This window comes from Halopseudomonas aestusnigri, from assembly GCF_002197985.1.
In the GTDB taxonomy this organism is placed as follows: Bacteria; Pseudomonadota; Gammaproteobacteria; order Pseudomonadales; family Pseudomonadaceae; genus Halopseudomonas; species Halopseudomonas aestusnigri.
In genome coordinates, this window is sequence record NZ_NBYK01000007.1 from 1 (window position 1) to 25,792 (window position 25,792).

The following is a 25,792-nucleotide window of genomic DNA, read 5'->3' on the forward strand; positions in this document are numbered from 1 at the left end:
CCACGGCGATTTCGCAGAAGGGGTTCATCGACATCTTGACGTTGGCCAGGTCAACACCGGAGTTATCGGCCTTGACGCGAACCTTGACGTTGTAATCGACCACGCGCTTAACGGCAACGAGGATTTTCATGGACGTTAGTCCTCCACAAGTCTTGAGACGCCCGCGGGCGCATGACATTAAAAGGGCTGCATAGGATACCGGGCAGAGTGAGCGCCCGAAAGTACAAATTGTCGCTTTGCTGGACAAAAATGCCGGGCTGGCGACCGATTGACGCCAGCCCGGCTGTCCGGAAGGAACTTACGCGACGCTCAGCTGAGCAGCATAGGCTTCCAGGTGGTGGTCGTCATCACCGAACTGGTGGCTGATCATGACCAGACGCTTGGCGTAGTGAGCACCGTTGTACTCCCAGGTCATGGCGATGCCGCCATGCAGCTGGATGCACTGTTCGGCAACATAGCGGCCAGCGCGGTTGATGACGAACTTGGCGGCGGCCAGCTTGGCGCTGCGCTCGGCGCTGTCTTCGTCGTCAGCCAGACAGGCTGCCAGGATTGCCATGGAGGTGGCGCGTTCCAGTTCGCTGATCATGTCGACCATGCGGTGCTGCAGAACCTGGAACTTGCCGATCGGCACGCCGAACTGCTTGCGGGTCTTCAGGTAGTCCAGGGTCAGGTCGCAGGCGGTGCGCATGGCGCCGACCGCTTCGGCACACAGGGCGGCGATGGCGCGGCCGCTCTGGTAGCGAATGGCGTCATAGGCATTGCCGGCTTCGCCCAGCAGCTCGCCCTTGACGTTATCGAGGAACAGCTCGCATGCCTTGCGGCCATCAACGGTCGCGTAGACACGGCGGCTAACACCGGCTGCACTCGGGTCGATCACGAACAGGCTGATGCCCTGTTCGTCGCGGTTGTTACCTGCGGTACGGGCAGAAACCAGGATCTTGCCGGCAGTCTGACCGCCGATCACCACGCCCTTGCGGCCGTTCAGGACCCACGCGCCGCCCTGCTCGGAAGCCGTGGTGGTGACGTTGGCCAGATCGTAGTGACTGTTCAGCTCGTCCAGCGCAACCGCAGCCTGCAGTTCGCCGGTGGCGATGCCGCCCAGCAGCTCTTCTTTCTGGGCGTCGCTGCCCAGCTGGCCGATCAGGCCACCGGCCAGAATGACCGATTCCATGTAGGGTTCCAGGCAGATGCCCTTGCCCAGCTGTTCCATGATCAGCATGGTCTCAACGCCGGTGCCGCCGAAACCGCCCAGCTCCTCGGAGAAGGGAATGGCGGTCAGGCCCAGCTCACCCAGCTGTTGCCAGAATGCAGTGCTGAAGCCGGCTTCGCTCTCGCTGAATGCCTTGCGGCTTTCAAAGTCGTAAACGTCGCGAACCAGGCGTTCTGCGGTTTCCTGCAGCATCTGCTGCTCTTCAGTCAGTTTGAAATCCACGGTCAGCCTCCTCAGAGCTCAAGAATCATTTTCGAGACGATGTTCTTCTGGATCTCGTTGGATCCGCCGAAGATCGACAGTTTGCGCATATTGAAGTACTGCGACGCCGGGGAGGCAGCGTAGTCGTCGACCAGCATCTCGCCATCGAAGTCCAGGTCCAGCTCTTCCGGCAGGAAGGGCAGCGCGTACGGGCCCAGTGCCTTGCGCATCAGGTGCGTGATGGCCTGGCGGATTTCGGTGCCCTGTACTTTCAGGATGGAGCTTTCCGAGCCCGGTACGCCACCTTCGGAGGCGGCTGCGACGATGCGCAGGGTGCTCATTTCAGCGGCCATCAGTGACATTTCCACTTCTGCGATCTGGCTGCGGAACAGGGCGTCTTCGATCAGCGGCTTGCCGTTCTTCTGCTGCTTGGAGGCGATGCGCTTGAGGTTGGTCAGCGCGGCCTTGGATGCGCCGATACCTGCCAGGCCGGTACGCTCGTGGGTCAGCAGGTACTTGGCGCAGGTCCAGCCCTTGTTCTCTTCGCCGACCAGGTTCTCAACCGGAACCTTGACGTCGTCAAAGAAGACTTCGTTGACTTCGTGATCGCCGTCCAGGGTGATGATCGGACGAACGGTGATACCCGGGGTGGCCATGTCGATCAGCAGGAAGGAGATACCGCGCTGCTGCTGGGCTTCCGGATCGGTGCGCACCAGGCAGAAGATCCAGTTGGCGTGCTGGCCCAGAGTGGTCCAGGTCTTCTGACCGTTGACGATGTAGTAGTCGCCATCGCGCACGGCGCGGGTCTTCAGCGATGCCAGGTCGGAACCGGCGCCCGGCTCGGAGTAACCCTGACACCACCAGTCGGTGCCGTCGAGGATACGCGGCAGGTACTTGGCTTTCTGCTCTTCGGTACCGAACTTGATGATTACCGGGGCAACCATGTTGACGCCGAACGGCACCAGACGCGGTGCGCCGAAGGCGGCGGACTCTTCGTCAAAGATGTGCTTCTCGATCGGGCCCCAGGTGGTGCCGCCGTGCTCGACCGGCCAGCCCGGCGCGTACCAGCCACGCTTGGACAGAATTTTCTGCCAGCGCTCGTGGTCGGCCTTGTGCAGGTGCTTGCCCAGTTTGACCTTGGCAGCGATGTCGGCAGGCAGTTCCTGCTTGAGGAATTCACGCACTTCGTCGCGGAAGGCGAGCTGTTCGGGGGAGTAATGGATTTCCATTTTGTGTCCTCGTTGTAATACGGGTATCTGGCGACCGGTGTCGTCACCGGTCGCGCTGATTCATCACAGATCGGCGAACTTGCGCCCTTCCTTGGCCAGTTTTTCCAGCAGGGCGGCCGGTTTCCACCAGGCGCCGTGTTGCTCGTGAAACTCGCAGATGCGGGCGTATACGCGATCCAGACCGATCGAGTCAGCATAGAACATCGGGCCACCCTGGTGGGCCGGGAAGCCGTAGCCGTTCAGGTAGATGACGTCGATGTCGCTGGCGCGCTGGGCAATGCCTTCTTCCAGGATCTTGGCACCTTCGTTGATCAGCGCATAGATGGTGCGCTCGATGATGTACTCATCGCTCAGTTCGCGGCGCTCAATGCCCTGTTCTTTCGAGGCGGCTTCCATGATGGCCGGCAGCTCGGGGTTCGGCAGCGGAGTACGCGAGCCCTTCTCGTAGACGTAGAAGCCCTTGCCGGTTTTCTGACCCAGCAGGCCGGCTTCGGCCATCTTGTCGAGTACCGTCGGCAGCTTGAATTCGGCCGGCAGGGTTTGACGCTGACGGTTGCGAATGGCCAGACCGATGTCCAGACCGGACAGATCGCGCATGGCGAACGGGCCCATGGCCAGACCGAACTTGCGCAGGGCGCCGTCGATCTGCTCCGGCGTGCCGCCTTCCTCCAGCAGGAACTCGGACTCGCGACCGTACTGGAACACCATGCGGTTACCGACGAAGCCGTCGCAAACCCCAACCGGGACAGAGACTTTCTTCAGTTTCTTGCCGATTGCCATGGCCGTAGCCAGTACTTCGAAGCTGGTCTTCTCGCCGCGTACCACTTCCAGCAGGCGCATGACGTTGGCCGGGCTGAAGAAGTGCAGGCCAACCACGTCTTGCGGGCGCTTGGTGAACTGGGCGATCTGGTTCAGATCCAGCGAGCTGGTGTTGGAAGCCAGAATGGCGCCCGGCTTGCAGTTGGCGTCCAGTGCTTCGAAGACTTTCTGCTTGACGCCCATGTCTTCAAAGACGGCTTCGACAACCACGTCGACGTCCGACAGGTCAGCGTAATCGGTTACACCGCTGATCAGGCTCATGCGCTTTTCCAGCGCGTCCTGAGTCAGGCTGCCGCGCTTGACGCTCATGCCGTAGGTGTCGCGGGCGCGCTCCAGTGCCTTGTCGCGTGCTTCGCTGCTGATTTCCAGGATCTTGACCGGGATGCCGGCGTTGGCAAAGCAGATGGCGATGCCGACACCCATGGTGCCGCCGCCAATGACCGCGGCGGACTTGATGTCGCGCACCGGTGTGTCTTTCGGCAGGTCGTTGATCTTAGAGGCCTGACGCTCGGAGAAGAAGGCGTGAACCAGGGCGGCGCGCTGCGGCGACACCAGACACTCGGCAAACAGTTCGCGCTCGCGCTTCAGACCTTCGGCCAGCGGCAGGGCGAAGGCAGCTTCAACGGCAGAGACGCAGCGCTGGGGCGAGAACAGGCCGGGCATCTTCTTCTCGATTTCGGCGCGCTTGGCAGCGACTGCTGCGGCGTTGTCGACGCCTTCCAGTTTGTCGGTACGCTCGCCGGTGCGGCGCGGGCCCTTGCCTTCGGCCAGCAACTTCTCGGCGAAAGCGATACCGGCAGCGGTAAGATCGCCTTCAACCAGTTCGTCGATCACGCCCAGGTCGTGCGCTTCCGCGGCACCGATCGGGTTGCCGCTGACGATCATGTCCAGTGCCTTGGCTACGCCAACCAGACGCGGCAGACGCTGGGTACCGCCGGCACCCGGCAGCAGGCCGAGTTTGACTTCCGGCAGACCGACCTTGGCGCTCTTGACGGCGATGCGGTAATGGCAGCTGACGGCGACTTCCAGACCGCCGCCCAGCGCGGTGCCGTGGATGACCGCAACGCTCGGCTTGCTGCCCGCTTCGATACCGTTGACGACTTCAGGCAGGCTCGGCTCCTTCGGCGGCTTGCCGAATTCCTTGATGTCCGCGCCGGCCATGAAGGTCATGCCTTCACAGACCAGTACGATTGCCTTTACGTCCGGATCGGCTTCGGCGGCGTTGAAGCTCTGCTGCAGACCTTCGCGCACGGCAATACCCAGCGCATTGACCGGTGGGTTGTTCACGGTGATGACCGCGATGGCGCCTTTGCGCTCCAGAGTGACCACGTCCGACATGCTTGACCTCCGTCAGGATTGGGGATGGCGTTTCACTAGGCGAAATAGTGAAACCGCGTTTCGCTAGGCAAAATACAAAAAATAAAACCGCTTGTCGATGCCCCCGGTGGGGGAAATGGCGGTTTATTAGTTAAGGTGATGAATCCAGCGGTCGCTAGCGACCGCTGGATTCATCACAGCTGCAAGCTGCAAGCTGCAAGCTGCAAACTGCAAACTGCAAACTGCAAACTGCAAACTGCAAACTGCAAACTGCAAGCGAAAAGCTTCAAGCGAACCCCGAACCGGGAAAACGTTGTTTCAGGTGGGCACAAAAAACCCGGCTAACACAGGGCCGGGTTTTCTTGCAGCTTGAAGCTTGCGGCTTGCCGCTGGGGTTAAACCCCAAGCCGCTCGATATCCCGCGCCAGCATGGCGAGTTGGTGGGCGAGCTGGTTTTTGACCCGCTCTTCGGACACCAGGTAGGAGGGTGCGCCGCAGGTCAGGACCATCAGGCTGCCGTCCTGCAGGTGCAGGGGGACGCCGGCGGCGTTGACGTTGCGGTCCCAGTCGCCGAGCGACAGACAGAAGCCGTGCTGCTGATACTCGTCAAAGCTGCGTTGCAGGGAGGCCTGCAGTTCGGGCCAGGTATCCGGGTTGCGCGCCTGGATGGCATCGAGCAGGTGGCTGCGCTCGTCTTCCTTCATGGCTGCAAGGTAGGCCCGGCCGGCGGCGGTGGTGGCCAGCGGCAGGCGTTCACCCACATCCATGCGCAGCGAGGTGGATTCCGACGGGCGGCAGTTTTCGACGTAGATCATCGACAGACGATCTCGGCAGGTCAGGCCGACCGAGGTATTGGTGTTGCGGGCGAATTCGTCGAGATAGGGCTTGGCGAGCTGGCGTACCCGCAGGTTGGACACATAGGCATATCCCAGTGCCAGCACCCCGGAGTCGAGCTGGTATTTTTCCAGCTGGGTTGAGTAGCTCAAATAGCCGAGCTTGGTCAGGGTATAGGTCATGCGCGACACGGTCGGCTTGGGCAGCCCGGTGATGCGGGCGATGTCCTGATTGCCCATGACCACCGAGCCCTGACTGAAGGCGCGTAACACGTCCAACCCACGAGAGAGTGCTTCGACGAACTTGCGATCCTTGGCAGGGGATTCCTTTACTGTTGCTTCCAACTCATCTTTCATTGGGTTGTATACCTTGTGGCCCATCGGAGGGTGCGGCCGAATGTGATTTGATGCTTTCTTTTATTGTTATGGTCAGAGCGCGGAACGATATCACGATCAATGGTTCTGCACAGTGACACACTGACACTCTGTTGCTGTTTTGTTACCGGGGGCAATGCCGACTGTCTCGATCATTGCACAGCCTGCCTCGAATAGAATAGCATCTTTTTGGTATTTCATTTCGCAGTGCAAAACAATAGTTCAAAAACAAGAGGCTGAGATGTCTACTCCTGAGCATTACGCCGTCAGCGCACAACTGGCAGAGCTGGGTCACACCACGATCTTCGATATTCTTGACCAATCCTGCCGTCGTTATGGCGACCAGCCTGCGTTCTCCTGCGGTGCCGACACTCTGACCTTTAACCAGCTTCGTGGCAGGGCCGATGCCTTTGCTCGCTACCTGCGTCAGCATGCCGGCCTGCAGCCGGGTGATCGACTGGCCATTCAGTTGCCCAACCTGCTGCAATACACCATTGCTATCTTCGGCGCGCTGCGCGCCGGCCTGGTGATCGTCAACACCAACCCCCAGTACACCCCCTACGAAACCCGCCACCAGTTCGCCGACTCCGGCGCCCGTGCGGTGGTAGTACTCGACAAGTTGATCCCGCTGGTGCGCAAGATCCAGGACGAGACCGAGATCGAAACGCTGATCGTCACCAGTATGGATGACTTCAGCAACCCGCAGTACGACGCGAGTGCCGCCGATGAAGTGCGCTTTATGCAGGCGCTGCGTCTGGGTGACGAGCTGGCCCCGGTGACCATCGATCGTGAACTGGACGACCTGGCGCTGCTGCAGTACACCGGCGGTACTACCGGTGTCTCCAAGGGCGCAATGCTGACCCACCGCAATATTCTCTGTAACGTGCTGCAGGCAGTCAGCATCTTGAAGGAAGGCGACGTGACTTATGGCGGTGAGGTGCGGGTCTCGCCGTTGCCGCTGTACCATATCTTTGCCTTCACCGCGAACTGCATCGCCTCGGTCTTTACCGGTTTCCATACCATCCTGATCACCAATCCGCGTGATCTCGATGGCATGATCGCCGACCTGAAACGCCATCCGTTCACCCTGCTGACCGGCATCAACTCGCTGTTTGTATCGCTGATGAATCACCCGGACTTCGACAGTGTCGACTTCAGCCGGCTGAAGTGGGTCAACTCCGGAGGTGCGCCGCTGAACACCGAGATCGCCCGCCGCTGGCAGGAGCGCACCGGCAGTGTGGTGCGGGAAGGTTACGGCCTGACCGAAACCTCTCCTGTGGTGGTCGCTTCGACCTCGAAGACCCCTTACAAGGAAGGCTTTATCGGTCAGCCGGTAATCGATACCTGGGTCAAGACTGTAGATGACGACGGTAAGGAAACACCGCGTGGTGAGCCGGGCGAAGTGCTGATCAAGGGGCCGCAGGTGATGCAGGGCTACTGGCACCGTCCGGATGAGACGGCCGCAACCTTTACCGAAGACGGCTGGCTGAAGACCGGCGACGTTGGCCTGCTGGACGAGGAGGGCTTCCTGAAGCTGGTGGACCGCAAGAAGGACATGATCCTGGTCTCCGGCTTCAACGTCTATCCCAACGATGTTGAAGACGCGGTCATGCGTCATGCCGGCATTCGCGAGTGTGTTGCCGTTGGCGTGCCGGACGAACGGACCGGCGAGGCGATCAAGATATTTGTCAGCCTCAACGATGCGACTCTGGATGAAGCGGCCATCATCGCCCACTGCCGCGAGAATCTGACCGGCTACAAGATTCCCAAGCACGTCGAGATTCGCGACGACCTGCCCAAGTCGACTGTCGGCAAGCTGCTGCGTCGGGTGCTGCGCGACGAAGCGCGCGGTGAGGCCAAGGCGTGAGCGCGCCGCTGCAGTTGACCATTGCAGATGGCATTGCCGAAATCCGGTTGGACGACGGCAAGGTCAACGCGCTGTCGGAAAGCATGCTGGAACAGTTGCTCGCGGCCATTGCCAAGGCGGCGGAGGCGGACGCCGCGCTGTTGATCAGCGGCCGTCCCGGCGTGTTCAGCGGCGGTTATGACCGCAAGCTGATCGATGCCGGTGGGCCGGCCTGTGATGCCATGCGCGCAGCCGGTGACCGGCTAACGCTGGCGCTGCTCGACTATCCCGCGCCAGTGGTGATTGCTGCCACCGGTCATGCCATGGCCAAGGCGGCGTTTATGCTGCTGCTGGCTGATTACCGACTGGGCACTGAAGGCGATTACCGCGTCTCGCTGAATGAAGTGGCCATCGGCATGACCATGCCCGATGGCGCCATGTTGCAGGCGCGGGCACGGCTGTCGCCTCAGTGGCTCAACCGCTGTGTGTTGCAGGCCGAGGTGTTTGCCTCGGCCGGCGCGCTGGAAGTCGGTTTCTTTGATGAGCTGCAGCCGGCGGAGCAACTGCTTCAGCGTGCCCGTGCCAAGACCCGACAGCTGGCCGGGCTGAATCGCCGCGCCTACCGGGAGACCCGTGCGCTTCTGCATGCGCCGCTGCGTGAGGCGTTTGTCGGTCTGCAGGGGTAACGGGAGGGCCGAGTTTCAACTCGGCCATAGCGGTGCTCGAAGCCTTGCAGGTCGAGCGGGAGCTCGACCTTTCCATTCTGTTTATTCCTTGAAATACGCAACCTGGGTGGTGGTCAGCAGCAGCTGGCCGTCATCACTCCACAGGTGGGCGATCTGATCCGAATAATTGTTGTGCATGCGTGTCGCCCGGGCCTGGCCCAGCAGGTGGCGGTCGCCGGCGCGTGCCAGTTGATCGGTATCGGCGTGGAAGTAGTGGGTCAGCGACACTGTGCCGGCGGGAGTAAAGCGCTGACGGCGGTGGAAAATCCGTGGCGCAAATACGTCGCCCAGCGCGGTCAGTGACGCGAAATCCAGTGGCCGGGGAGGGTTGTCGCGGGTCCACAACAGGGTTTCGCTGTGGGCGTCCTCGGGGTTGCCGTCGCCACGGCCAGGGTCAAACAAGCCTGAAACGTAGCGAAAATCATAGTTGCGAAACCAGTTGCGCTCGCCACGTTCCACCCGCGGCAGGCTGTCAGCGGCCGGTGCTGCAGGCATGTTGTGCTGCTGCTCTGACCAGGTCTCGCGGCGGGTGGCGAAGAACGCGGTACCGCTGGTGACAACTTCGCCGTTCTGTTTCTGCAGCAGCAGCCAGTGCTGGGTCGAGCGGTTAGTGCGCAGGGGGATGGTTTCCAGCTCGAAGTCGCCGAGTTGGACCGGGCCGGCAAAGTTGACGGTCAGCGAGATCGGCTCGCCGATACGTTCCGGGTGCTGTAAGGCGCCGTTGAGCAGGATGGCTGCGGTCACGCCGCCGAATGGCCCGACCATGTTCTGAAAACTGTCGTCGACGTTGCCCTTGAACAGGTTGGGGCCAGCCGCGGTCAGCGCAATGGCACGGTCAAAGGCATGGTTGTGGGGGGGGGCTTCGGTCATTTGCGGGATTCCGTTACGGCGGGAGCGATTCAATATGACGGTCATAATAGGCTGCTGTTGAATGCGTAGACCAGCAAGCTTGATGCTGTGAATCCGGCGCTATCGACTGGGGAGAAGCGGGGCGGGAGCTGATTCGGTGCGGCTGTCTGCCAGCGTTGCGGCACCCGTTGCAGGTGCCGCAACAGGGGAGTTAGCCGCGTTGATAGGTGCCAATCAGCCGGTTCATGGCCTTGGCGTGTGGCTCGATCTTCTCGAGCAGTTGCCACAGCGACAGTCCGGCTGGCAGATTCAGCTCGGCGTCCAGCGCGATAACCCAGAAATAGTACTTGTGCTGGCCATGACCTTCCGGCGGCAGCGGACCGTTGTAGCCGCTGTTGCCAAAGTTGTTCACGCCCTGGGTGTAGTCGGCGCAGCCTTCGGCGAGTTCGCTGACGCTCGCCGGAATGTTGTACAGCACCCAGTGCACAAAGCCGTAGGTGCCGTTGGCGGAAATCAGCGGGGCATCCGGATCGTGACAGATGACGGCAAAGGATTTGGTACCCGCTGGTGCGTTCTTCCAGCTTAGGGCGGGAGACACGTCAACGTCGTCGCCGGTGTGCCTGGCAGTGATGGCGCCGTTGTTGGCAAAGGCGCTGCTGGTCAGTTCCAGTTCATTGGAAAATGCGAATCCCATGGTGTTCTCCTCAGATTTTTTAGCCGAAAACTACCGAAATACTACTATGCACCGGTCTGCCGACAAGCGCGTGTCAATTGATCAGGGCGCTCAATAGCCAGAGCCCGAGCAGGACCCAGATGATCCCCAGTACGATCTTGCGGCGGATAAAGGCCCGCACGCCGGTGTAGATCAAAAACAGGCCAAGAATCACCGCGGCGATGCTCAACAGGTTGCTGTTGACGCCCAGGGCGCGGGAAAAGCCGTTGATGAAATCGGAGCTGGCATTGCTCAGCATGGTAAACAGCCAGATCAGGCTGTCGATAACAACGCGGACGACGCTGCCGATGGCGGAACCGAGCCATTCAAAGGGGCTGCTGGAGTTGAGCTGCATGCAAGGGGTCGCTGACAGGGAATGAGGGGTAGAAGCTATCAGCTTCAAGCCGCAAGCTTCAAGCCGCAAGCTAAAACCCAAACCAGGACGAGGCAGGGGTTCTCAGCTTGTAGCTTGTAGCTTGTAGCTTGTAGCTTGTAGCTTGTAGCTCCGCGAGCGCGTTAAACGCGCTCGATCACCGCCGCCACACCCTGGCCCAGGCCGATACACAGGCTGACCAGTGCGTAACGCTTGCCGGTGCGCTCCAGTTGGCGCAGGGCGGTCAGGGTCAGGCGCGCGCCGGAGGCGCCGAGCGGGTGGCCGACTGCGATGGCGCCGCCGTTCGGGTTCAGGCGCGGGTCATCGAAGGCGATACCCAGCTGCTTGGCACAGCCGAGGACCTGGGAGGCGAAGGCCTCGTTGATCTCGATCACGTCCATGTCATCCAGTGTCAGGCCCGCGCGGCTCAGTGCCTTCTTGCAGGCTTCGACCGGGCCCAGGCCCATGACGCGCGGAGCGACACCGGACACGGCGCCGGCCAGGATGCGGGCGCGCGGCTTGACGCCGTACTTCTGACCAATGGCTTCGCTGCCGATGATCAGCGCAGCAGCGCCGTCGTTGACGCCAGACGCGTTGCCTGCGGTAACCACGCCGCCTTCAAACAGCGGGCGCAGACCGGACAGGGCAGCCAGATCGCTGCTCGGGCGCGGATGTTCGTCCTGATCAATCACCTTCGCCGGCTTCTTGCGGCCCTGGGAAACTTCGACCGGGTGTATCTCTTCGGCGAAGAAACCGTCAGCGCGAGCCTTCTCGTACAGCGCCTGGCTGCGAGCGGCGTAGGTATCGGCTTCCTCACGGCTGATGCCCAGATCGGCAGCGACGTTGTCGGCGGTCTGCGGCATGGTGTCATCGCCGTACTGCTTCTCGACCTTGGGGTTCGGGAAGCGCGCGCCGATGGTGCTGTCGAAGGCGCGGAAGTCGCGGCTGTAGGCGCTTTCGCTCTTGGCGATAACGAATGGCGCGCGGCTCATGCTTTCAACACCACCGGCTACGAACAGCTCACCTTCACCGGACTTGACCGCACGGGCGGCGTCGAGAATGGCCGCGAGGCCGGAACCGCACAGGCGGTTGACGGTGACGCCGGCGACTTCCTGTGGCAGACCGGCCAGCAGACCGGCATGGCGGGCGACGTTGCGCGCGTCTTCACCGGCCTGGTTGGTATTGCCCATGACCACGTCTTCGTAGTCCTGACCCTCGAAGGGGTTGCGGGTGACTACGGCACGAATGACTTCGGCCAGCAGGTCATCGGGACGCACGCTGGCCAGGGCGCCGGCGTGGCGGCCGAAAGGCGAACGGAGGCCATCATAGATATAGGCAGTCATGCTCTTACTCCTGGAAATCGGGTGTGGTCAAAGGCAGTTCCAGCTGTACGCGACGACGCAGCCAGGGGCTGGGGCGGTAGCGCGGCTCGCCATAGTTGGTCTGCAGGTTGTTGAGGACGGCAAGAATGTTGGCTGCGCCGTAATGCTCACCGAAGGCCAGCGGGCCCTTGGGATAGCCCAGCGCCAGTTGAATGGCGCGGTCCAGCGTTTGCGGGGTGGTAATGCCCTTCTGCACGATTTCGCAGCCCAGATTGACCACGCTGGCGATCAGGCGCTGGATGACAAAGCCGGGAGAGTCGTTGATCACCTCGACGGGTACACCATCGGCGCTGAGGGCCTGGCGCGCCTGGGCGACAACATCGGCACTGGCGGCGGGCTGGCGCATCAGCGTGCGGCGTTTTTCCCAGTTGGCAAAGCTGTCGAGTGCCAGCGTGCGTTCAGCCGGCAGACCCAGTTGGGTCAGCGCGGTGCTGCAGTCATCGCCCAGCGGGGTGACCAGGCAGATGGCGTCGTCCGACGGCTTACTGCCGGTTTCCAGGGTGGCGCCTGCCTTGGTCAATACGTCTGCGACCTGATTGCGCAGCGCGTCATCATCGGTTTCCAGCCAGAAAGGACGAGTGATCAGCACGGTCTCGGGCTGCGGCTCGGACGGCTCGATCTTCTGGCCGTCTTCGTAACGGTAGAAGCCCTGACCGGTCTTGCGACCCAGCAGGCCGGCGGCAACACGCTGGGCTGCAATAAAGGATGGGGTGTAACGCGGGTCGTGATAGAACTGCTCGTAGACCGATTCCATCACCGCGTGGGAAACGTCCAGACCGGTCAGATCAAACAGCTCGAACGGCCCCATGCGAAAGCCCGGGCCGTCACGCAGGATGCGGTCAATCTGCTGCACGCTGGCAACGCCTTCGCTGAGCATGCGCAGGGCCTCGGTACCGAAGGCACGGCCGGCGTGGTTGACCAGGAAGCCGGGGGTGTCCGGGGTGATCGCCGGGAAGTGACCGGCCTGTTCGGCCAGCGCTACCAGAGACTGAATGTGACGCTCGTCGGTGCGCTCGCCGCGCACGACCTCGACGATCTTCATCAGCGGCACCGGATTGAAGAAGTGGAAGCCGGCTACCCTCTCAGGATGCTTGGCCGTGCTGGCGATGCGGGTGACCGACAGCGAGGAGGTGTTGGTTGCCAGCACGCAGTCTGTGCTGACAATGGCTTCCAGGTCAGCGAACAGCTTCTGTTTGACTTCCAGCAGCTCGACAATGGCCTCGATTACCAGGTCGCAGTCGGCCAGATCGGTCAGCTTGGCAGCCGGCTGCATGCGCGCGACGGTCGCTTCCAGCTCGGCTTCGGTCATCTTGCCCTTGGCCTGGGCGCGCTGCAGCAGGTTGCGGTTGAAGGCCAGTGCATCGTCGATGGCCTCTGCACGGGTATCGAACAGCAGAACCTGCTGACCACTGCTGGCGAACAGCTGGGCGATACCACGCCCCATGGCTCCGGCGCCGATGACGCCAATCCGCTTGAACATGCTTTGCCTCCTGAAGTACGCTCTGTTTCGCATGGCGAAACGGTATTTCGTTTAAAGTGCTGCGAGATTAAATCCTGCGCTGTAGGAGTGCAAGTTTGGCGACAGTCTGGCGGCGCTTGTGCGTGGCATACTTGCGCTCTTCAAACTGGCCGTCATTGCGTGCCGGGCAGGCTCGCCCGTCGCGCTCTCCCGCTGGCCAGCCAGATCGAGTGTAGTGAATAAAAGGTGTCGCACCCGTGAATCAAGATGAACGTCAGGCCATTGCCCGTACCGTTACCGGCTTCTTTCAGGAGCTTGGTGCCCAGCTGGAAGAGTACTCGGAGGGGCGCGCTGTTGTCGGCCTGACCCTGACCGAAAAGCACATGAACAACGCCAGCTCGTTGCACGGTGGGGTGACCGCCAGTCTGCTTGATATCGCCATGGGGCTGTGCGGCACCTGGGCGGCATCGCCGCAGGAGCGTCGGGTTGCCATTACCCTGTCGCTCAATACCAACTTCACTTCAACCGCTCCGGTCGGCACCCATGTGCGTGCCGTTGCCACCTGTCGCAACGCGGGGCACAAGATTTTCATGGCCAGCTGTGACCTGCTGGACCAGAACGACAGGCTGATCGGCTTTGGCGAAGGTGTATTCAAGAAGGGCGCTTACCGCAAGGATCTGCCGTGAGTGCGGCGCTGCTGCCGCTTGGCGTTGCTCTTGAGCTGGCGGGGCTGCTCAGTCACCAGCACTGGTTGAGCTGGCTTGCTGCTGGCGCCTTTGCTGTCTATTTCCTGCGCTTTTTCACCCGCCTGAACCCCTATCCGCGCTGGCTCGGGATCGGCACGCTGGCAGTGCTGGTGGCGGCCATCGTGCTGGCACGTCCAGGTGCCGAGCTCTGGCCAAAGCTGGCCAGTTCGGTGGCTTACTACACCAGCTTTCTGGGTGCGCTGGGGTTGATGCAGTTGCTGGCGCAGCGTCTGCCGCAGTTGCGCGAGCTGCACAAGGCGCTGCTGTCCGGCTCCAAGGTCGTGCTGTATCCGCGCTACGTGCTGGCTGCCGGCAGCATTGGCTCGATTCTCAATTTCGGCATGATGAATCTGCTCTGTGGCACCCTGAGTGAGCATCTCAAGCGTTATTCGCTGAGCGAGGAGCAGCGCCGTGCCGGTCTGCGCAGCGTCATGGTGACGACGTTGCGAGGGTTTGCTCTGGTGCCGCTGCTGGCGCCAACCAGCGTGACCATCGCCATCATCTCGCGGGAAATGCCCGAGCAGTCCTGGAGCACCATGGTGCCTTACGGCGCGGTTGCTGCGCTGATGATGATCGTGGTCGGCTGGCGCAGGGAAACCCGCGGACTGCTGGCGCTGCGCGACAATATTGGCGACAGCAGCAAGGCTGATGGCATGCCGCAGTTGTTGGTTGGCAGTCTGCTGGGGCTTGGTGCCATCGGCCTGCTGGCTTCCGTGACAACACTCAGCGCGTCGCAGGCGGCGATGGTGCTGGTGCCGGCTGGTGTCATCAGCTACCTGCTGTGGCGCGAACGCAAGCCTGCGCAGGTGCTGCAGGAAGTGACCGACAATATGGTCAGCATGCACAACGAGATGTTCATCTTTGGCTGCGCCGCGTTGCTGGGCGGAGTGCTGGGCGCGGTAGCACCGCTTGAGCAGATTGCGGCGTGGCTTGCGCAGGAACCCAAGTACAACGTGCTGCTGGCGATCGGCAGCCTGTTCAGTACCATCATTTTGGCAGTGCTGGGGCTAGCGCCCATTGTGTCGCTGTCGCTGACGGCGGGCCTGCTGGCGCAGCTGTCGCTGCTGGGCGTGCCGATCATGACGCCGGCTGTGGGTCTGATGTGTGGCTTCTCTCTGGCGATGATCTTCTCGCCCTTCGGTCCCTCGACCCTGATTCTGTCGCGCTACAGTGGCGAGTCACCCTACCGGGTCGCCTTTGGCTGGAATGGGCGCTTTGTCGCCAGTGTTCTGCCGTTGCTGTTGTTGCTGATTTTCGTTACCTACTGGTTGCAGAGCTGACATGCCTGAATTACCTGAAGTTGAAACAACCCGTCGCGGGATTGCACCTCACCTGGAAGGGCGCAGGGTGACGCGTCTTGTCGTGCGTGACCGCCGTCTGCGCTGGCCGATTCCGGAGGATCTGGCGATCCAGATCGAAGGGCAGTTGTTCGAATGTATAGATCGTCGCGCCAAGTACCTGCTGATGCGGATTGGTGGCGGCACCCTGATCGGCCATTTGGGTATGTCGGGCAGCCTGCGCCTGGTGCCGGCGGGTACGCCGGCGGGCAAGCATGATCATGTCGATATCGAGCTGGATTCAGGCATGGTGCTGCGCTACACCGATCCGCGTCGTTTCGGCGCACTGCTCTGGGCCCGAGCGGACGAGCCGCATGCACTGCTCGGCAAGCTGGGGCCGGAGCCGCTGTCTGACGCCTTTGATGGTGAGCGCCTGTATCAGTTGTCACGGGGCAAGAGTATGGCCATCAAGCCGTTTATCATGGATAACGCGGTGGTAGTCGGGGTCGGCAATATCTATGCGACCGAAGCGTTGTTTGCTGCCGGTATCGATCCGCGTCGCGAAGCCGGACGTGTCAGTCGTCAGCGTTACCAGCAACTGGCCGAGGAAATAAAGCGCATTCTCGCCAAAGCCATCGAGCAGGGTGGAACGACCCTGCGTGACTTCGTAGGTGGTGATGGCCAGCCGGGCTATTTCAAGCAGGAGCTGTTTGCCTATGGCCGCCGCGGCGAGCTGTGCAAGCAGTGCGGTACTACGTTGTCGGAATGTCGCCTTGGCCAGCGCAGTACGGTGTTCTGCCGACACTGCCAGCGATAGCGCTGTCCGGCGTGGCGGCCTGGTTCGCAAATTTTGTCTGGCACGTTCCGTAATGCCGGGATTGTGCCTACAATGAGGGCGATGCCGTGAGTCCGCAGGAGTTCGGGCCGGCCACCAGATCAATGCCTTTCGGGCCACAACCAGGGATTAATTATGCGCCTGTTACGTCATTCCACCGCACTTGTTGCCGGTCTGCTTATGAGCGCCAGCGTCATGGCGGCCGATTCCTACAACGATTACCAGCAGGACAAGCCTGGCTACTTCGCCATGATGGGTGACCTGATCATTGCCCGTCCGCTGCTGCTGGGCGTGACGGTCGTCGGGGCCGGCGCCTTTCTGGTCAGCTTGCCGTTCAGTGCCATGGGTGGAAATGTTTCGGAAGCCGGTCATGAACTGGTTATCCGCCCGGCGGAAGAAACCTTTGTTCGCTGCCTGGGCTGCACCCGTGCCGGCTACGGTCGCCAGCAGCAGGAAGAGATTCGCTGAAATTGATTGACGCGCCAGGAGTATCGACGTTGGCGCTGATATCCCCCTGTCGGGGAGCTGCTGATGGCTGATGCGCTCAATGCCGGTCGGCTGCTTCGCTCGCGATTGGCGACGCTGCGCCCGCTTGGCATGGCCTTCGGGCTGGTGCTGGTTGTCCTGCTGTTTCTCAAGCAGCAGTCGATGGCCCAGCTCTTCGCCGGTGTTGCCCTGTTTCTGCTCGGCATGCGCTATCTGGAAGACGGCTTCAGGGCCTTTACCGGCGGCGCTCTGGAGCGCTGGCTGGCTGCCAGTACCGATCGTCTCTGGAAAAGTCTCGCTTTTGGTACGGTCAGTACCGCGCTGGTGCAGTCCAGTTCGCTTATTACCCTGCTTTGCATTGCCTTTCTCAGCGCCGGGCTGATCAGTCTGACGGCGGGGATTGGTATCGTCTTCGGTGCCAATCTGGGGACCACTACGGGTGCGTGGCTGATTGCCCTGGTAGGTTTGAAAGTCGATCTGGCCCAGGTTGGCATGCCGCTGCTGGTACTCGGCGTGCTGTTCGAGCGCAATAGTGCGGCGCGCTGGCGCGGCACCGGCCAGGTGCTGTTGGGTATTGGTCTGCTGTTTCTCGGTATCGATCTGATGAAGGCCGGATTCGACGGGATGCAGCAGCTGTTCGATCTCTCCGCGTATCGTGTCCAGGGCTGGCAGGGGGTGCTGCTGTATGCGCTGCTGGGGGTTTTGGCGACGGTGCTGATGCAGTCCAGTCACGCGACCCTGATGATTACCCTGGCGGCACTGGCCAGCGGTCAGCTGGATTACAGCAATGCCCTGGCGATGGCTGTTGGTGCGAATCTGGGGACTACGGTAACCGCGCTGATTGCCGCTGTTGGCGCCAATAACGCCGGACGTCAGCTGGCGGCGGCGCATATCCTGTTCAATCTGCTGACCGCCGCGGTAGCGCTGTCCATTCTGCCGCTGCTGGCCCAGCTGGTGGACACGCTGTCGGCCTGGCTGGGTATCATGGAGACGGCCTTTACCCTCAAGCTGGCGCTATTCCATACCCTGTTCAATTTGCTGGGGCTGGTGCTGATGCTGCCCTGGGTGCCGCTGCTGGTGCGCGTGCTGGTCCGCTTGCTGCCGCCGCCAGCTGAGCCGGTCAACGACGAGCTTGCGGAGCGTCCGCGTTCCCGCGCGCTGTATCTGGACGGCGCTGCCCGACTGCATGCCGATACTGCGGTCAGGGTGTTGCAGCAGGAGCTTGGGCACCTGGCCGCGACCAGCCGGCAGGTCATTGCGTCGGCGCTGTATCTGCCGAGCGAGTTTCGCCAGGACATGACCCGCGAACCGGCGCTGGGTGAGGTGCTTTCGGTGCCGCCACTGGCCGAGCGAGAGGACGCCGATGCGCTCTATCATCAGCACATCAAGGGTATTTACGCTGATATTGTCGACTTTATCGGGCATCTGGATTGCGAATTGCTGCCTGAGCAGCAACAGGCGTTGATGGATGTGAATCTGGCAGCACGGGATCTGGTTGATGCGGTGAAGGCGGCCAAGCACCTGCAAACCAATCTGCGCAAGCATGTTGAGAGTCCGCGGCCGGCTCTGCGTGAGGGCTACCGGTTGCTGCGGGAGCAGGGGCGATTACTGCTTGGCAGTCAGGCACGGCAAGAGTCGGACTCGCTGTCGGGGGCTGCCGACCAGCAGCAGTCGGCGGACTACCTGGATCAGGAGCAGTTGTTCCGCAGTCAGTTTGAGCAGCGTCTCCAGCAGCAGTTGCGCTCTGGCGAGCTGGACGGCTGGCAGGCGACCAGTCTGATCAACGACCTGCATTACCTGCTGGAGATCAGCAGCAATCTGCGCGCCGCGCACGACATGATCTACACCCGTGCGGCATTGACCGCCGCTGCCTGAGCTGCAGCGCCGGACGTTCGGCGGCCGTTTTCAGTGGCTACATTCCAGGCATGGCAGGCATAAAAAAACGCCTGATGCACTGCATCAGGCGTTTTTTGTTACTACCGAGTAACGCGAGCCTTAGTTCTTGGCTGCGCGCTTCTCTTTTTCCTTCGCGATCACGGCTTCGGCAACGTTGGCCGGGCACGGTGAGTAGTGCGAGAACTCCATGGAGAACTGGCCGCGACCGGAGGTCATGGTACGCAGGGTGCTGATGTAGCCGAACATTTCTGCCAGCGGTACATCAGCCTTGATGCGGACGCCAGTTACACCGGCTTCCTGGCCTGCGATCATGCCGCGACGACGGTTCAGGTCGCCGATAACGTCACCAACGTGGTCTTCAGGAGTGAACACGTCAACCTTCATGATCGGCTCCAGCATCTGCGGGCCGGCCTTCGGCATGGACTGACGGAACGCACCCTTGGCCGCGATTTCGAACGCGATGGCCGAGGAGTCAACGGCGTGGTAGCCACCGTCGGTCAGTTCGAAGGCAACGTCCAGAACCGGGAAGCCAGCCAGCGGGCCAGTGCCCATCAGAGAGGCGAAGCCCTTCTCGATGGCCGGGAAGTATTCCTTCGGAACGTTACCGCCAACAACGCTGGACTTGAAGGTGAAGCCGGAGTTCGGCTCGCCGGGACGGATGACGTAGTCGATCTTACCGTACTGACCGGAACCACCAGACTGCTTCTTGTGGGTGTAGCTGTCGGCGATTTCGCGAGTGATGGTTTCGCGGTAGGCAACCTGCGGCTGACCAACAACCAGTTCAACGCCGTAGGTACGCTTGAGGATGTCGACCTTGATGTCCAGGTGCAGCTCGCCCATGCCCTTGAGGATGGTTTCGCCGGAATCCGGATCGGTTTCAACGCGGAAGGTCGGATCTTCTGCAACCATCTTGCCGATCGCGATACCCATTTTCTCGGTGGAGCCCTTGTCTTTCGGCTCAACGGAGATGGAAATTACCGGCTCGGGGAAGACCATCGCTTCCAGGGTGCACTCGTTGTTCGGGTCGCACAGGGTGTGACCGGTCTGAACGTTCTTCATGCCGACGATGGCGATGATGTCACCGGCCTGGGCGCTGGTCAGTTCGTTACGCTCGTTAGCCTGCATTTCTACCATGCGGCCGACGCGCTCGGTCTTGCCGGTGAAGGAGTTCAGGATGGTGTCACCCTTGGCCAGCTTACCGGAGTAGATGCGGCAGAAGGTCAGGGCGCCGAAACGGTCGTCCATGATCTTGAACGCCAGTGCGCGGAAGGGCTCGTCCGGAGACACGATGGCGAACTTGCCGGTCGGGTTGCCTTCTTCGTCGGTCAGCGGCTGCGGGTTGACCTCAGTCGGGGACGGCAGGTAATCAACAACGGCGTCGAGAACCAGCTGCATGCCCTTGTTCTTGAACGCGGAGCCGCAGTAGGTCGGGAAGAACGCCAGATCGCGGGTACCCAGGCGGATGCAGCGCTTGATGTCGTCGATGGCCGGCTCTTCGCCTTCCATGTAGGCCATCATCAGGTCGTCGTCCATTTCCACGGCAGTTTCGATCAGTTGCTCGCGGTACATTTCGACGTCGTCGACCATGTCGGCCGGGACTTCCTGGATGCTGTAGTTTTCCGGAATGCCGGTGTCGTCCCAGACGTAAGCCTGGCGGGTCAGCAGGTCAACCACGCCAGTGAAGGTGTCTTCGCGGCCGATCGGCAGGGTCATGATCAGCGGCTTGGCGCCCAGTACGTTCTTGACCTGCTCGGTTACGCGCAGGAAGTCGGCACCGATACGGTCCAGCTTGTTGACGAAGATCAGACGGGATACTTTGGAGTCGTTCGCGTAGCGCCAGTTGGTTTCGGACTGGGGCTCAACGCCGCCGGAACCACAGAATACGCCGATACCGCCGTCGAGAACCTTCAGCGAGCGATACACTTCTACGGTGAAGTCAACGTGGCCGGGGGTGTCGATGACGTTGAAGCGGTGGCCTTTCCAGAAGCAGCTGACAGCAGCGGACTGAATGGTAATCCCGCGCTCGGCTTCCTGTTCCATGAAGTCGGTGGTGGACTCGCCCTCGTGTACTTCACCCAGCTTGTGGATACGGCCGGTGAGTTTGAGGATACGTTCGGTAGTGGTGGTCTTACCGGCATCAACGTGGGCGAAGATACCAATATTGCGGTAAAGGGATAGATCAGTCATGGCACTCTCTGATAGCCGGGTTTGAAAATAGGGCGACACTATACAGGATTCTTGGGCGATACGCTCTGCTTTTGCGATGAAAAGCACAGCGAGCCCCGGCAGCGCTCTGCAACGCACCGTGGAAGGTCTCGCCAGAGCCGGTCGGACGCGCAAGGGAGCTGCGCAGGTGTGACAGGTAACCTCTGACGGGGTGGAGCAGTGAGACCCGCGTGCAGCTTAGCAGTATCAACGCTGGCCGTAATGTCTTTTCGTCGTCCGCTAATCAGCCTCTTAGGGGGCAACAGGCTGCGCAGGGGTAGCCGGTCGGACTTCGGCGCTGCCAATACCGCGCGGATCGCTGGCGGCGCTGACGCTGTTGTCAGCCTTGTTCCATGACACCGCATGCATGTTGCCGTAGTCCCGGCCAACCGGCTCGATGCGGTGGCCCATGGCTTCGAGCGCCTTGCGCTGCTGCGCATTGAAGGCGCTGTCTTCGACCTGAATGTGGTCAGGCAGATATTGATGGTGGAAGCGCGGACGGCTGACCCAGCGCTCGACCGGCTCGCCGTGCATTGCTTCCAGTGCGCCAAGCGCCACCATGGTAATGATGCGGCTGCCGCCCGGGGTGCCGAGCAGTGCCAGTTGGCGGTCGTTCTCCAGCATGGTCGGGGTCATGCTCGACAGCGGGCGCTTGCCCGGAGCGATGGCGTTGGCCTCGCTGCCGGCCAGCCCGTAGGCGTTGCTGCCGCTGGGGTCGGCGGCAAAATCGTCCATCTCGTTGTTAAGCAGCACGCCGGTGCCGGGCGGGGTAAAGGCCGCGCCAAACGGCAGGTTGATGCTCAGGGTGGCCGATACCGCATTGCCATCGGCGTCCATCAGCGAGAAATGGGTAGTGTTGGTGCCTTCATGGAAGTCACGCAGCGGGCCCAGGGCGCTACTCGGTGTGGCGCGCTCGGGGTCGATATCCCGGGCCATGGCCACGGCGTAGGCCTTGGAGGTCAGTTCGGCAACCGGGACCGGGACGAAGTCGTTGTCGCCGAGCAGCATGGCGCGGTCGCGGTAGGTGCGGCGCATCAGCTCGACCAACTGGTGGGTCTGCTGGATCGAGCCATTGGCGCTGGCCGGCAGGGCGGGCAATGCCTGCAGAATGCCCGCCAGGGCAATGCCGCCGGCCGACGGCAGCGGCGCGCTGATGACCTGATAGCCGCCGCTGACAAAGCGGATCGGACTGCGCTCAATGACGCGGTAGTTATCCAGATCCTGCTGCTGCCAGACGCCGCCGGCGGCCTGCACGCCGCTCAGCAGTCGTTCGGCAACCGGGCCGCGGTAGAAGCCGTCGCGGCCGTTGCTGGCAATCGCCCGCAGAGTGGCGGCCAGTTCCGGCTGGGTGATCAGGGTGCCGACCTCGGGCGCCTGGTTGTTGCGCAGAAACAGTCGTGCGGTCTCGGTGTCGCGCTGCATGGCGTCCAGTCGATACCCGACCAGGGTGCGGTAATGCTCGCTGCTGGTGAAACCCTGTTCGGCGGCGTCGATGGCCGGGGCAAGCGACTGGGCCAGCGGCAACCGACCATAGTGGCTGGCCAGGTGCACCAGCGCGGCCGGGATGCCCGGAATGCCGGCGGCGAGCGGGCCGTTGATGGCCGGGTCGCGCTGAACTTCGCCGTTGGCGTCGCGGTAAAGGTCGCGACCCGCCTTGCCCGGTGCGGTCTCGCGGGCGTCGATGAAGCGGTAGGGCTGGTCGGGGTTGCCGGGTTGGCGCAGCAGGAAGAAGCCGCCGCCACCGATACCGGAGCTGTAGGGCTCGACCACCGCCAGCGTGGCGGCGACGGCGACGGCCGCATCAAAGGCGTTGCCGCCGTCGGCCATGATTTGCAGGCCCGCCTCGGTGGCGATCGGGTGGGCGCTGGCAACGGCGTTGCGGCCGGGGCCGTCGGCGGCCAGCAGCGGCGCAGCGAGCGCCAGCAGGGCGGTCAGGCCGAGCAGGCGGGGGAGTTGTCGCACGCTGAGACCGAGCATGGTCAGGCCTTGCCGGTGAGGATCCGGTATTTTTCCATCAGTTCCTCCTGGCTCTCGACGTTGTCCGGGTCGAGCGGGATGCAGTCGACCGGGCAGACCTGCTGGCACTGGGGCTCGTCGAAGTGGCCGACGCACTCGGTGCACAGGTTGGGGTCAATGACGTAAATCTCTTCGCCCTGGGAGATGGCGCCGTTGGGGCATTCGGGCTCGCAGACGTCACAGTTGATGCAGTCATCGGTGATGATCAGGGACATGGGCCTACTCTCCGCAGCTTCAGGCGTGATAGCGCTGAATCAGCGCCTCATTGACAACCGGATGAACGAACTTGGTGACGTCGCCACCCAGCGCGGCGATTTCGCGCACCAGGGTAGAGGAAATATAGGAGTATTTTTCCGACGGCGTGAGGAACAGACTTTCAACGTCCGGCGCCAAGACCCGGTTCATGTTGGCCAGCTGAAATTCGTATTCGAAGTCGGATACCGCGCGCAGGCCGCGCAGCAGGACGTTGGCGTCGACCTCTTTGACGAAGTGCGCGAGCAGTGAGGAAAAGCCCACCACTTCGACGTTGGGCAAATGGCCCAGTACGGTTTGTGCCAGTTCAACCCGCTGCTCGAGCGGGAATGCCGGGTTCTTCTTCGGGCTGGCGGCGACGGCGACGACGACCCGATCAAACAGCCGTGATGCCCGCTCGACCAGATCGGTATGACCTTTGGTGATGGGATCGAAGGTGCCGGGGTAGAGTACGGTGTTCATGCGTGATCGGGTCCTGCGGCTGGGTTGATGAGAGGTTGTCGAGAGGCAGATGGTAGCTCAACAACCAGCGAAAACCCAGATGCAGAGCGGCGGCACCCATCAGGCACCGCCGCTTTGCCGGTTAGCCCAGGTCGCTTGCCAGCTGGCTGGCCAGGCGGGCTGCAAGGCCGTAGACCGACAGCTGCGGGTTGGCGCCGATACTGGTCGGGAACAGTGAACCGTCGATGATCGACAGGTTTTCCAGCTGATGATGGCGGCCCTGGCTGTTGACCACCGCCCGCGTCGGGTCCTCGCCCATGGCGCAGCCACCCATGACGTGGGCGCTGGCCAGGCGCACGTCGTGCAGGCGGTAGCTCAGGCCGGCAACTTGCTCCTGATAGTCCGCCCAACTGGTGCTCAGCCGGCCGTGGGCGTGGCTCGGCATCACCGCCCTGGCGCCCGCGGCAAACTGGATTTCGCCCATGCTGAGGAAGGCGCGGCGAACGCCATCCCAGAGGTAGTCGGTAACGGGGTAGTCGAGCAGCGGATCGCCATTGTCGCGCAGTGCCACGCTGCCGCCCTGGCTCTGCTCGTGGAAACCGTCACGCAGCAGTGCCAGCAGGATATTGCTCTGCGGCAATGAGGCCATGTGGTGCAGATGCTGCAAGCCGAAACCGCCCATCAGGGTCGAGGTCATGCTGGGCTGCATGGGAGGCACTTCGAGCTTGTAGCCGACCGGGCCGGTGGTGCCCTGATCCCACTGGAAATGATCCGAGTAGATTGACTGTGGCGCGCCGTAATAGCCGTGGATATCGCGGTCGTACTGGGCCAGCGTCAGGTTGACCGGGTGCAGGAAGGTGCGTTTGCCGACCCGCTGGTGCGGGTCCGGCGCTTTCGAGCGCAGCAGCAGCGCCGGGTTGTTGATGCCGCCACCGGACAGCACGATATGATGGCCACGCAGGCGCAGGCGTTGCCCGCTCGGTTGGCTCAGGGTGGCGTCCATCGCCCGGCACTCCACTTCGCTGACACGATCACCCTCGAAGACCAGGCGCTCGGCACGGGCGCTGTGTACCAGCACCGCGCCCTTCTCCAGCGCTGCGGGCAGGGTGGTGACCAGCATCGACTGCTTGGCATTGGTTGGGCAGCCGGTGCCACAGTAGCCAAGGTTCCAGCAACCGCGCACGTTGCGCGGAATCACTTTCCAGTGGTAGCCGAGTTTCTCGCAACCCAGGCGAATCACATCGTTGTTGGCATTCGGTGGCACTGCCCAGGGGGCAATGCCGAGGCGTTCTTCCATGCGGGCAAACCAGGGCGCCATGCTGGCGCTGTCGAGGCCCTTGACGTCGTGCGCCTCAGCCCAGTGGGCCAGCGTCTGGTCCGGAGTGCGGAAGCTGCTGGTCCAGTTCACCGTGGTGGTGCCGCCTACGGTGCGGCCCTGCAGAATACCGATCCCGGCATCGGCGGTGGCCCGGGCGGCGCCTTCCTGATACAGCTCGGCGTAGGCCTTGGCTTCGTCATTTTTGAAGTCGCTGGAGGTTTTCAGCGAGCCTTCCTCCACCAGCAGCACACGCAGGCCGGCGTTGGCCAGAATTTCCGCGCTGGTGCCGCCGCCGGCGCCGGTGCCGATGATCACGACGTCGGCTTCAAGGGTGGTTTCCTGGGCGAGGGCGCTGGCGTCGATGACCTGCCAGCCGCGCTCAATTCCCTGCAAAAACAGATCGGGTACGGGCATGGTAATTCCCTGCAGTCGAAGTCAGATAATGGGCGGGCCGGGGTAGCCAACGGCAGCCCAGGACTGGGGTGTGGCGTACCAGGCCATGTGCAGCAGTTGCAGCAGGCTTTTGTGCCCCTTGCGCAGCAGCTCGAAGCGGCTGTCACGCCAGCGCAGCAGGAAGGCCTCGAGCTGGTCCGGGCTGGCCGTGGCCAGGTCGCCCCAGATGCCGGTCAGCGGGCCACGGGTCAGCGGCATCGAGAGCATGCCCAGCAGGTTCAGCACCTCGCTCTGAACAAACGGCGAGCTGTAGTGCAGGGAGCGGTCAAGCTGGGCGATGGCCAGTTGGATGGCATTGCTGTTTTCGCTAAAGGCCGGGTGCGGGCCGACTGCGGCGGGAAACAGCGCTGCCAGCAGGGGCAGGTCGGATTCGCGCAGCACCGCCATGCTGCCGGCAGGGCCGGAGGAACTGCAGCCGCTCAGGGTGGCGGTCAGGCCTGCGGTGCCAAGCATCAGGCTGGCGCCGAGACCGAGCTTGAGCAGGCTGCGCCGGTCGAGATTGGGAGAGGTCGTGTCTGACATGTTCTGTCTTCTTGT

Annotated in this window: 22 protein-coding genes and 1 pseudogene; 7 read left to right on the plus strand and 16 right to left on the minus strand. The window is 62.2% G+C overall.

All coding sequences use genetic code 11. The features are described from left to right. The 5 genes and pseudogenes from B7O88_RS11015 to B7O88_RS11035 all read right to left on the minus strand — a co-directional run. A pseudogene (locus B7O88_RS11015) lies at positions 1–130 on the minus strand (electron transfer flavoprotein subunit beta/FixA family protein); the annotation flags it as partial. A gap of 168 nt (positions 131–298) precedes the next feature. Further along, entirely contained in the window at positions 299–1,432 is a 1,134-nt protein-coding gene (locus B7O88_RS11020) for an acyl-CoA dehydrogenase family protein (protein ID WP_088275961.1), read from the minus strand. Positions 1,433–1,443: 11 nt separating this feature from the next. After that, entirely contained in the window at positions 1,444–2,640 is a 1,197-nt protein-coding gene (locus tag B7O88_RS11025) for an acyl-CoA dehydrogenase family protein (RefSeq protein WP_088275962.1), read from the minus strand. Positions 2,641–2,703: 63 nt separating this feature from the next. Further along, entirely contained in the window at positions 2,704–4,797 is a 2,094-nt protein-coding gene (locus B7O88_RS11030; RefSeq protein ID WP_088275964.1) for a 3-hydroxyacyl-CoA dehydrogenase NAD-binding domain-containing protein, read from the minus strand. Between the two features lie 374 nt (positions 4,798–5,171). After that, on the minus strand, positions 5,172–5,966 hold the full coding sequence (locus tag B7O88_RS11035; protein WP_088276141.1) for an IclR family transcriptional regulator: 795 nt from the start codon (positions 5,964–5,966) through the stop codon (positions 5,172–5,174). A gap of 259 nt (positions 5,967–6,225) precedes the next feature. On the opposite strand from B7O88_RS11035, the gene B7O88_RS11040 reads away from it, so the two are divergent. Continuing rightward, positions 6,226–7,851: an AMP-binding protein gene (locus B7O88_RS11040; protein WP_088275966.1), complete on the plus strand. Its 1,626-nt coding sequence runs from the start codon at positions 6,226–6,228 to the stop codon at positions 7,849–7,851. Beyond that, positions 7,848–8,516: a crotonase/enoyl-CoA hydratase family protein gene (locus B7O88_RS11045; protein WP_088275967.1), complete on the plus strand. Its 669-nt coding sequence runs from the start codon at positions 7,848–7,850 to the stop codon at positions 8,514–8,516. Before B7O88_RS11040 ends, B7O88_RS11045 begins: the two co-directional genes overlap by 4 nt. Before the next feature lie 81 nt (positions 8,517–8,597). Here B7O88_RS11045 and B7O88_RS11050 read toward each other — a convergent pair whose 3' ends face one another. From B7O88_RS11050 to B7O88_RS11070, 5 genes are all read right to left on the minus strand, one after another. Further along, positions 8,598–9,425, minus strand: coding sequence for an acyl-CoA thioesterase (locus tag B7O88_RS11050; protein ID WP_088275969.1), 828 nt, complete (start codon positions 9,423–9,425; stop codon positions 8,598–8,600). 190 nt (positions 9,426–9,615) lie between these two features. Beyond that, complete coding sequence (locus tag B7O88_RS11055; protein ID WP_088275971.1) at positions 9,616–10,098, minus strand: YbhB/YbcL family Raf kinase inhibitor-like protein; 483 nt, start codon at positions 10,096–10,098, stop codon at positions 9,616–9,618. 73 nt (positions 10,099–10,171) lie between these two features. Continuing rightward, positions 10,172–10,471, minus strand: a complete 300-nt coding sequence (locus tag B7O88_RS11060) for a hypothetical protein (protein WP_088275973.1) — start codon at positions 10,469–10,471, stop codon at positions 10,172–10,174. Between the two features lie 161 nt (positions 10,472–10,632). Then, positions 10,633–11,832 carry a 3-oxoadipyl-CoA thiolase gene (locus B7O88_RS11065; RefSeq protein ID WP_088275975.1) on the minus strand — a complete coding sequence of 400 codons (1,200 nt, stop codon included), beginning with the start codon at positions 11,830–11,832 and terminating at the stop codon, positions 10,633–10,635. 4 nt (positions 11,833–11,836) lie between these two features. After that, positions 11,837–13,351, minus strand: a complete 1,515-nt coding sequence (locus tag B7O88_RS11070; RefSeq protein ID WP_088275977.1) for a 3-hydroxyacyl-CoA dehydrogenase — start codon at positions 13,349–13,351, stop codon at positions 11,837–11,839. A gap of 236 nt (positions 13,352–13,587) precedes the next feature. On the opposite strand from B7O88_RS11070, the gene B7O88_RS11075 reads away from it, so the two are divergent. The 5 genes from B7O88_RS11075 to B7O88_RS11095 all read left to right on the plus strand — a co-directional run bounded on the left by B7O88_RS11075 (position 13,588) and on the right by B7O88_RS11095 (position 18,549). Further along, entirely contained in the window at positions 13,588–14,016 is a 429-nt protein-coding gene (locus B7O88_RS11075; RefSeq protein WP_088275979.1) for a PaaI family thioesterase, read from the plus strand. Further along, complete coding sequence (locus B7O88_RS11080) at positions 14,013–15,356, plus strand: hypothetical protein (protein WP_088275981.1); 1,344 nt, start codon at positions 14,013–14,015, stop codon at positions 15,354–15,356. The genes B7O88_RS11075 and B7O88_RS11080 overlap by 4 nt, the downstream gene beginning before the upstream one ends. Position 15,357: 1 nt before the next feature. After that, positions 15,358–16,170 carry a bifunctional DNA-formamidopyrimidine glycosylase/DNA-(apurinic or apyrimidinic site) lyase gene (gene mutM / locus B7O88_RS11085; protein WP_088275983.1) on the plus strand — a complete coding sequence of 271 codons (813 nt, stop codon included), beginning with the start codon at positions 15,358–15,360 and terminating at the stop codon, positions 16,168–16,170. 153 nt (positions 16,171–16,323) lie between these two features. Continuing rightward, a complete protein-coding gene (locus B7O88_RS11090; RefSeq protein ID WP_088275985.1) occupies positions 16,324–16,656 on the plus strand; it encodes a multidrug transporter in 333 nt (110 codons plus the stop codon). 63 nt (positions 16,657–16,719) lie between these two features. Continuing rightward, positions 16,720–18,549: a Na/Pi cotransporter family protein gene (locus tag B7O88_RS11095; protein ID WP_088275987.1), complete on the plus strand. Its 1,830-nt coding sequence runs from the start codon at positions 16,720–16,722 to the stop codon at positions 18,547–18,549. Positions 18,550–18,669: 120 nt separating this feature from the next. Here the strand turns inward: B7O88_RS11095 and fusA are convergent, their stop codons facing one another. The 6 genes from fusA to B7O88_RS11125 all read right to left on the minus strand — a co-directional run bounded on the left by fusA (position 18,670) and on the right by B7O88_RS11125 (position 25,777). Beyond that, positions 18,670–20,757, minus strand: coding sequence for an elongation factor G (gene fusA, locus B7O88_RS11100; RefSeq protein ID WP_088275989.1), 2,088 nt, complete (start codon positions 20,755–20,757; stop codon positions 18,670–18,672). A gap of 270 nt (positions 20,758–21,027) precedes the next feature. Further along, positions 21,028–22,752, minus strand: coding sequence for a gamma-glutamyltransferase (gene ggt / locus B7O88_RS11105; RefSeq protein ID WP_088275991.1), 1,725 nt, complete (start codon positions 22,750–22,752; stop codon positions 21,028–21,030). A gap of 2 nt (positions 22,753–22,754) precedes the next feature. Beyond that, complete coding sequence (locus B7O88_RS11110) at positions 22,755–23,006, minus strand: YfhL family 4Fe-4S dicluster ferredoxin (protein WP_088275993.1); 252 nt, start codon at positions 23,004–23,006, stop codon at positions 22,755–22,757. A 19-nt stretch (positions 23,007–23,025) separates the two neighbouring features. Beyond that, positions 23,026–23,505 carry a pantetheine-phosphate adenylyltransferase gene (gene coaD, locus B7O88_RS11115; protein ID WP_088275995.1) on the minus strand — a complete coding sequence of 160 codons (480 nt, stop codon included), beginning with the start codon at positions 23,503–23,505 and terminating at the stop codon, positions 23,026–23,028. A 121-nt stretch (positions 23,506–23,626) separates the two neighbouring features. Continuing rightward, entirely contained in the window at positions 23,627–25,216 is a 1,590-nt protein-coding gene (locus B7O88_RS11120) for a GMC family oxidoreductase (protein ID WP_088275997.1), read from the minus strand. A 21-nt stretch (positions 25,217–25,237) separates the two neighbouring features. Beyond that, entirely contained in the window at positions 25,238–25,777 is a 540-nt protein-coding gene (locus tag B7O88_RS11125; RefSeq protein ID WP_088275999.1) for a twin-arginine translocation pathway signal protein, read from the minus strand. Positions 25,778–25,792 lie beyond the last annotated feature (15 nt).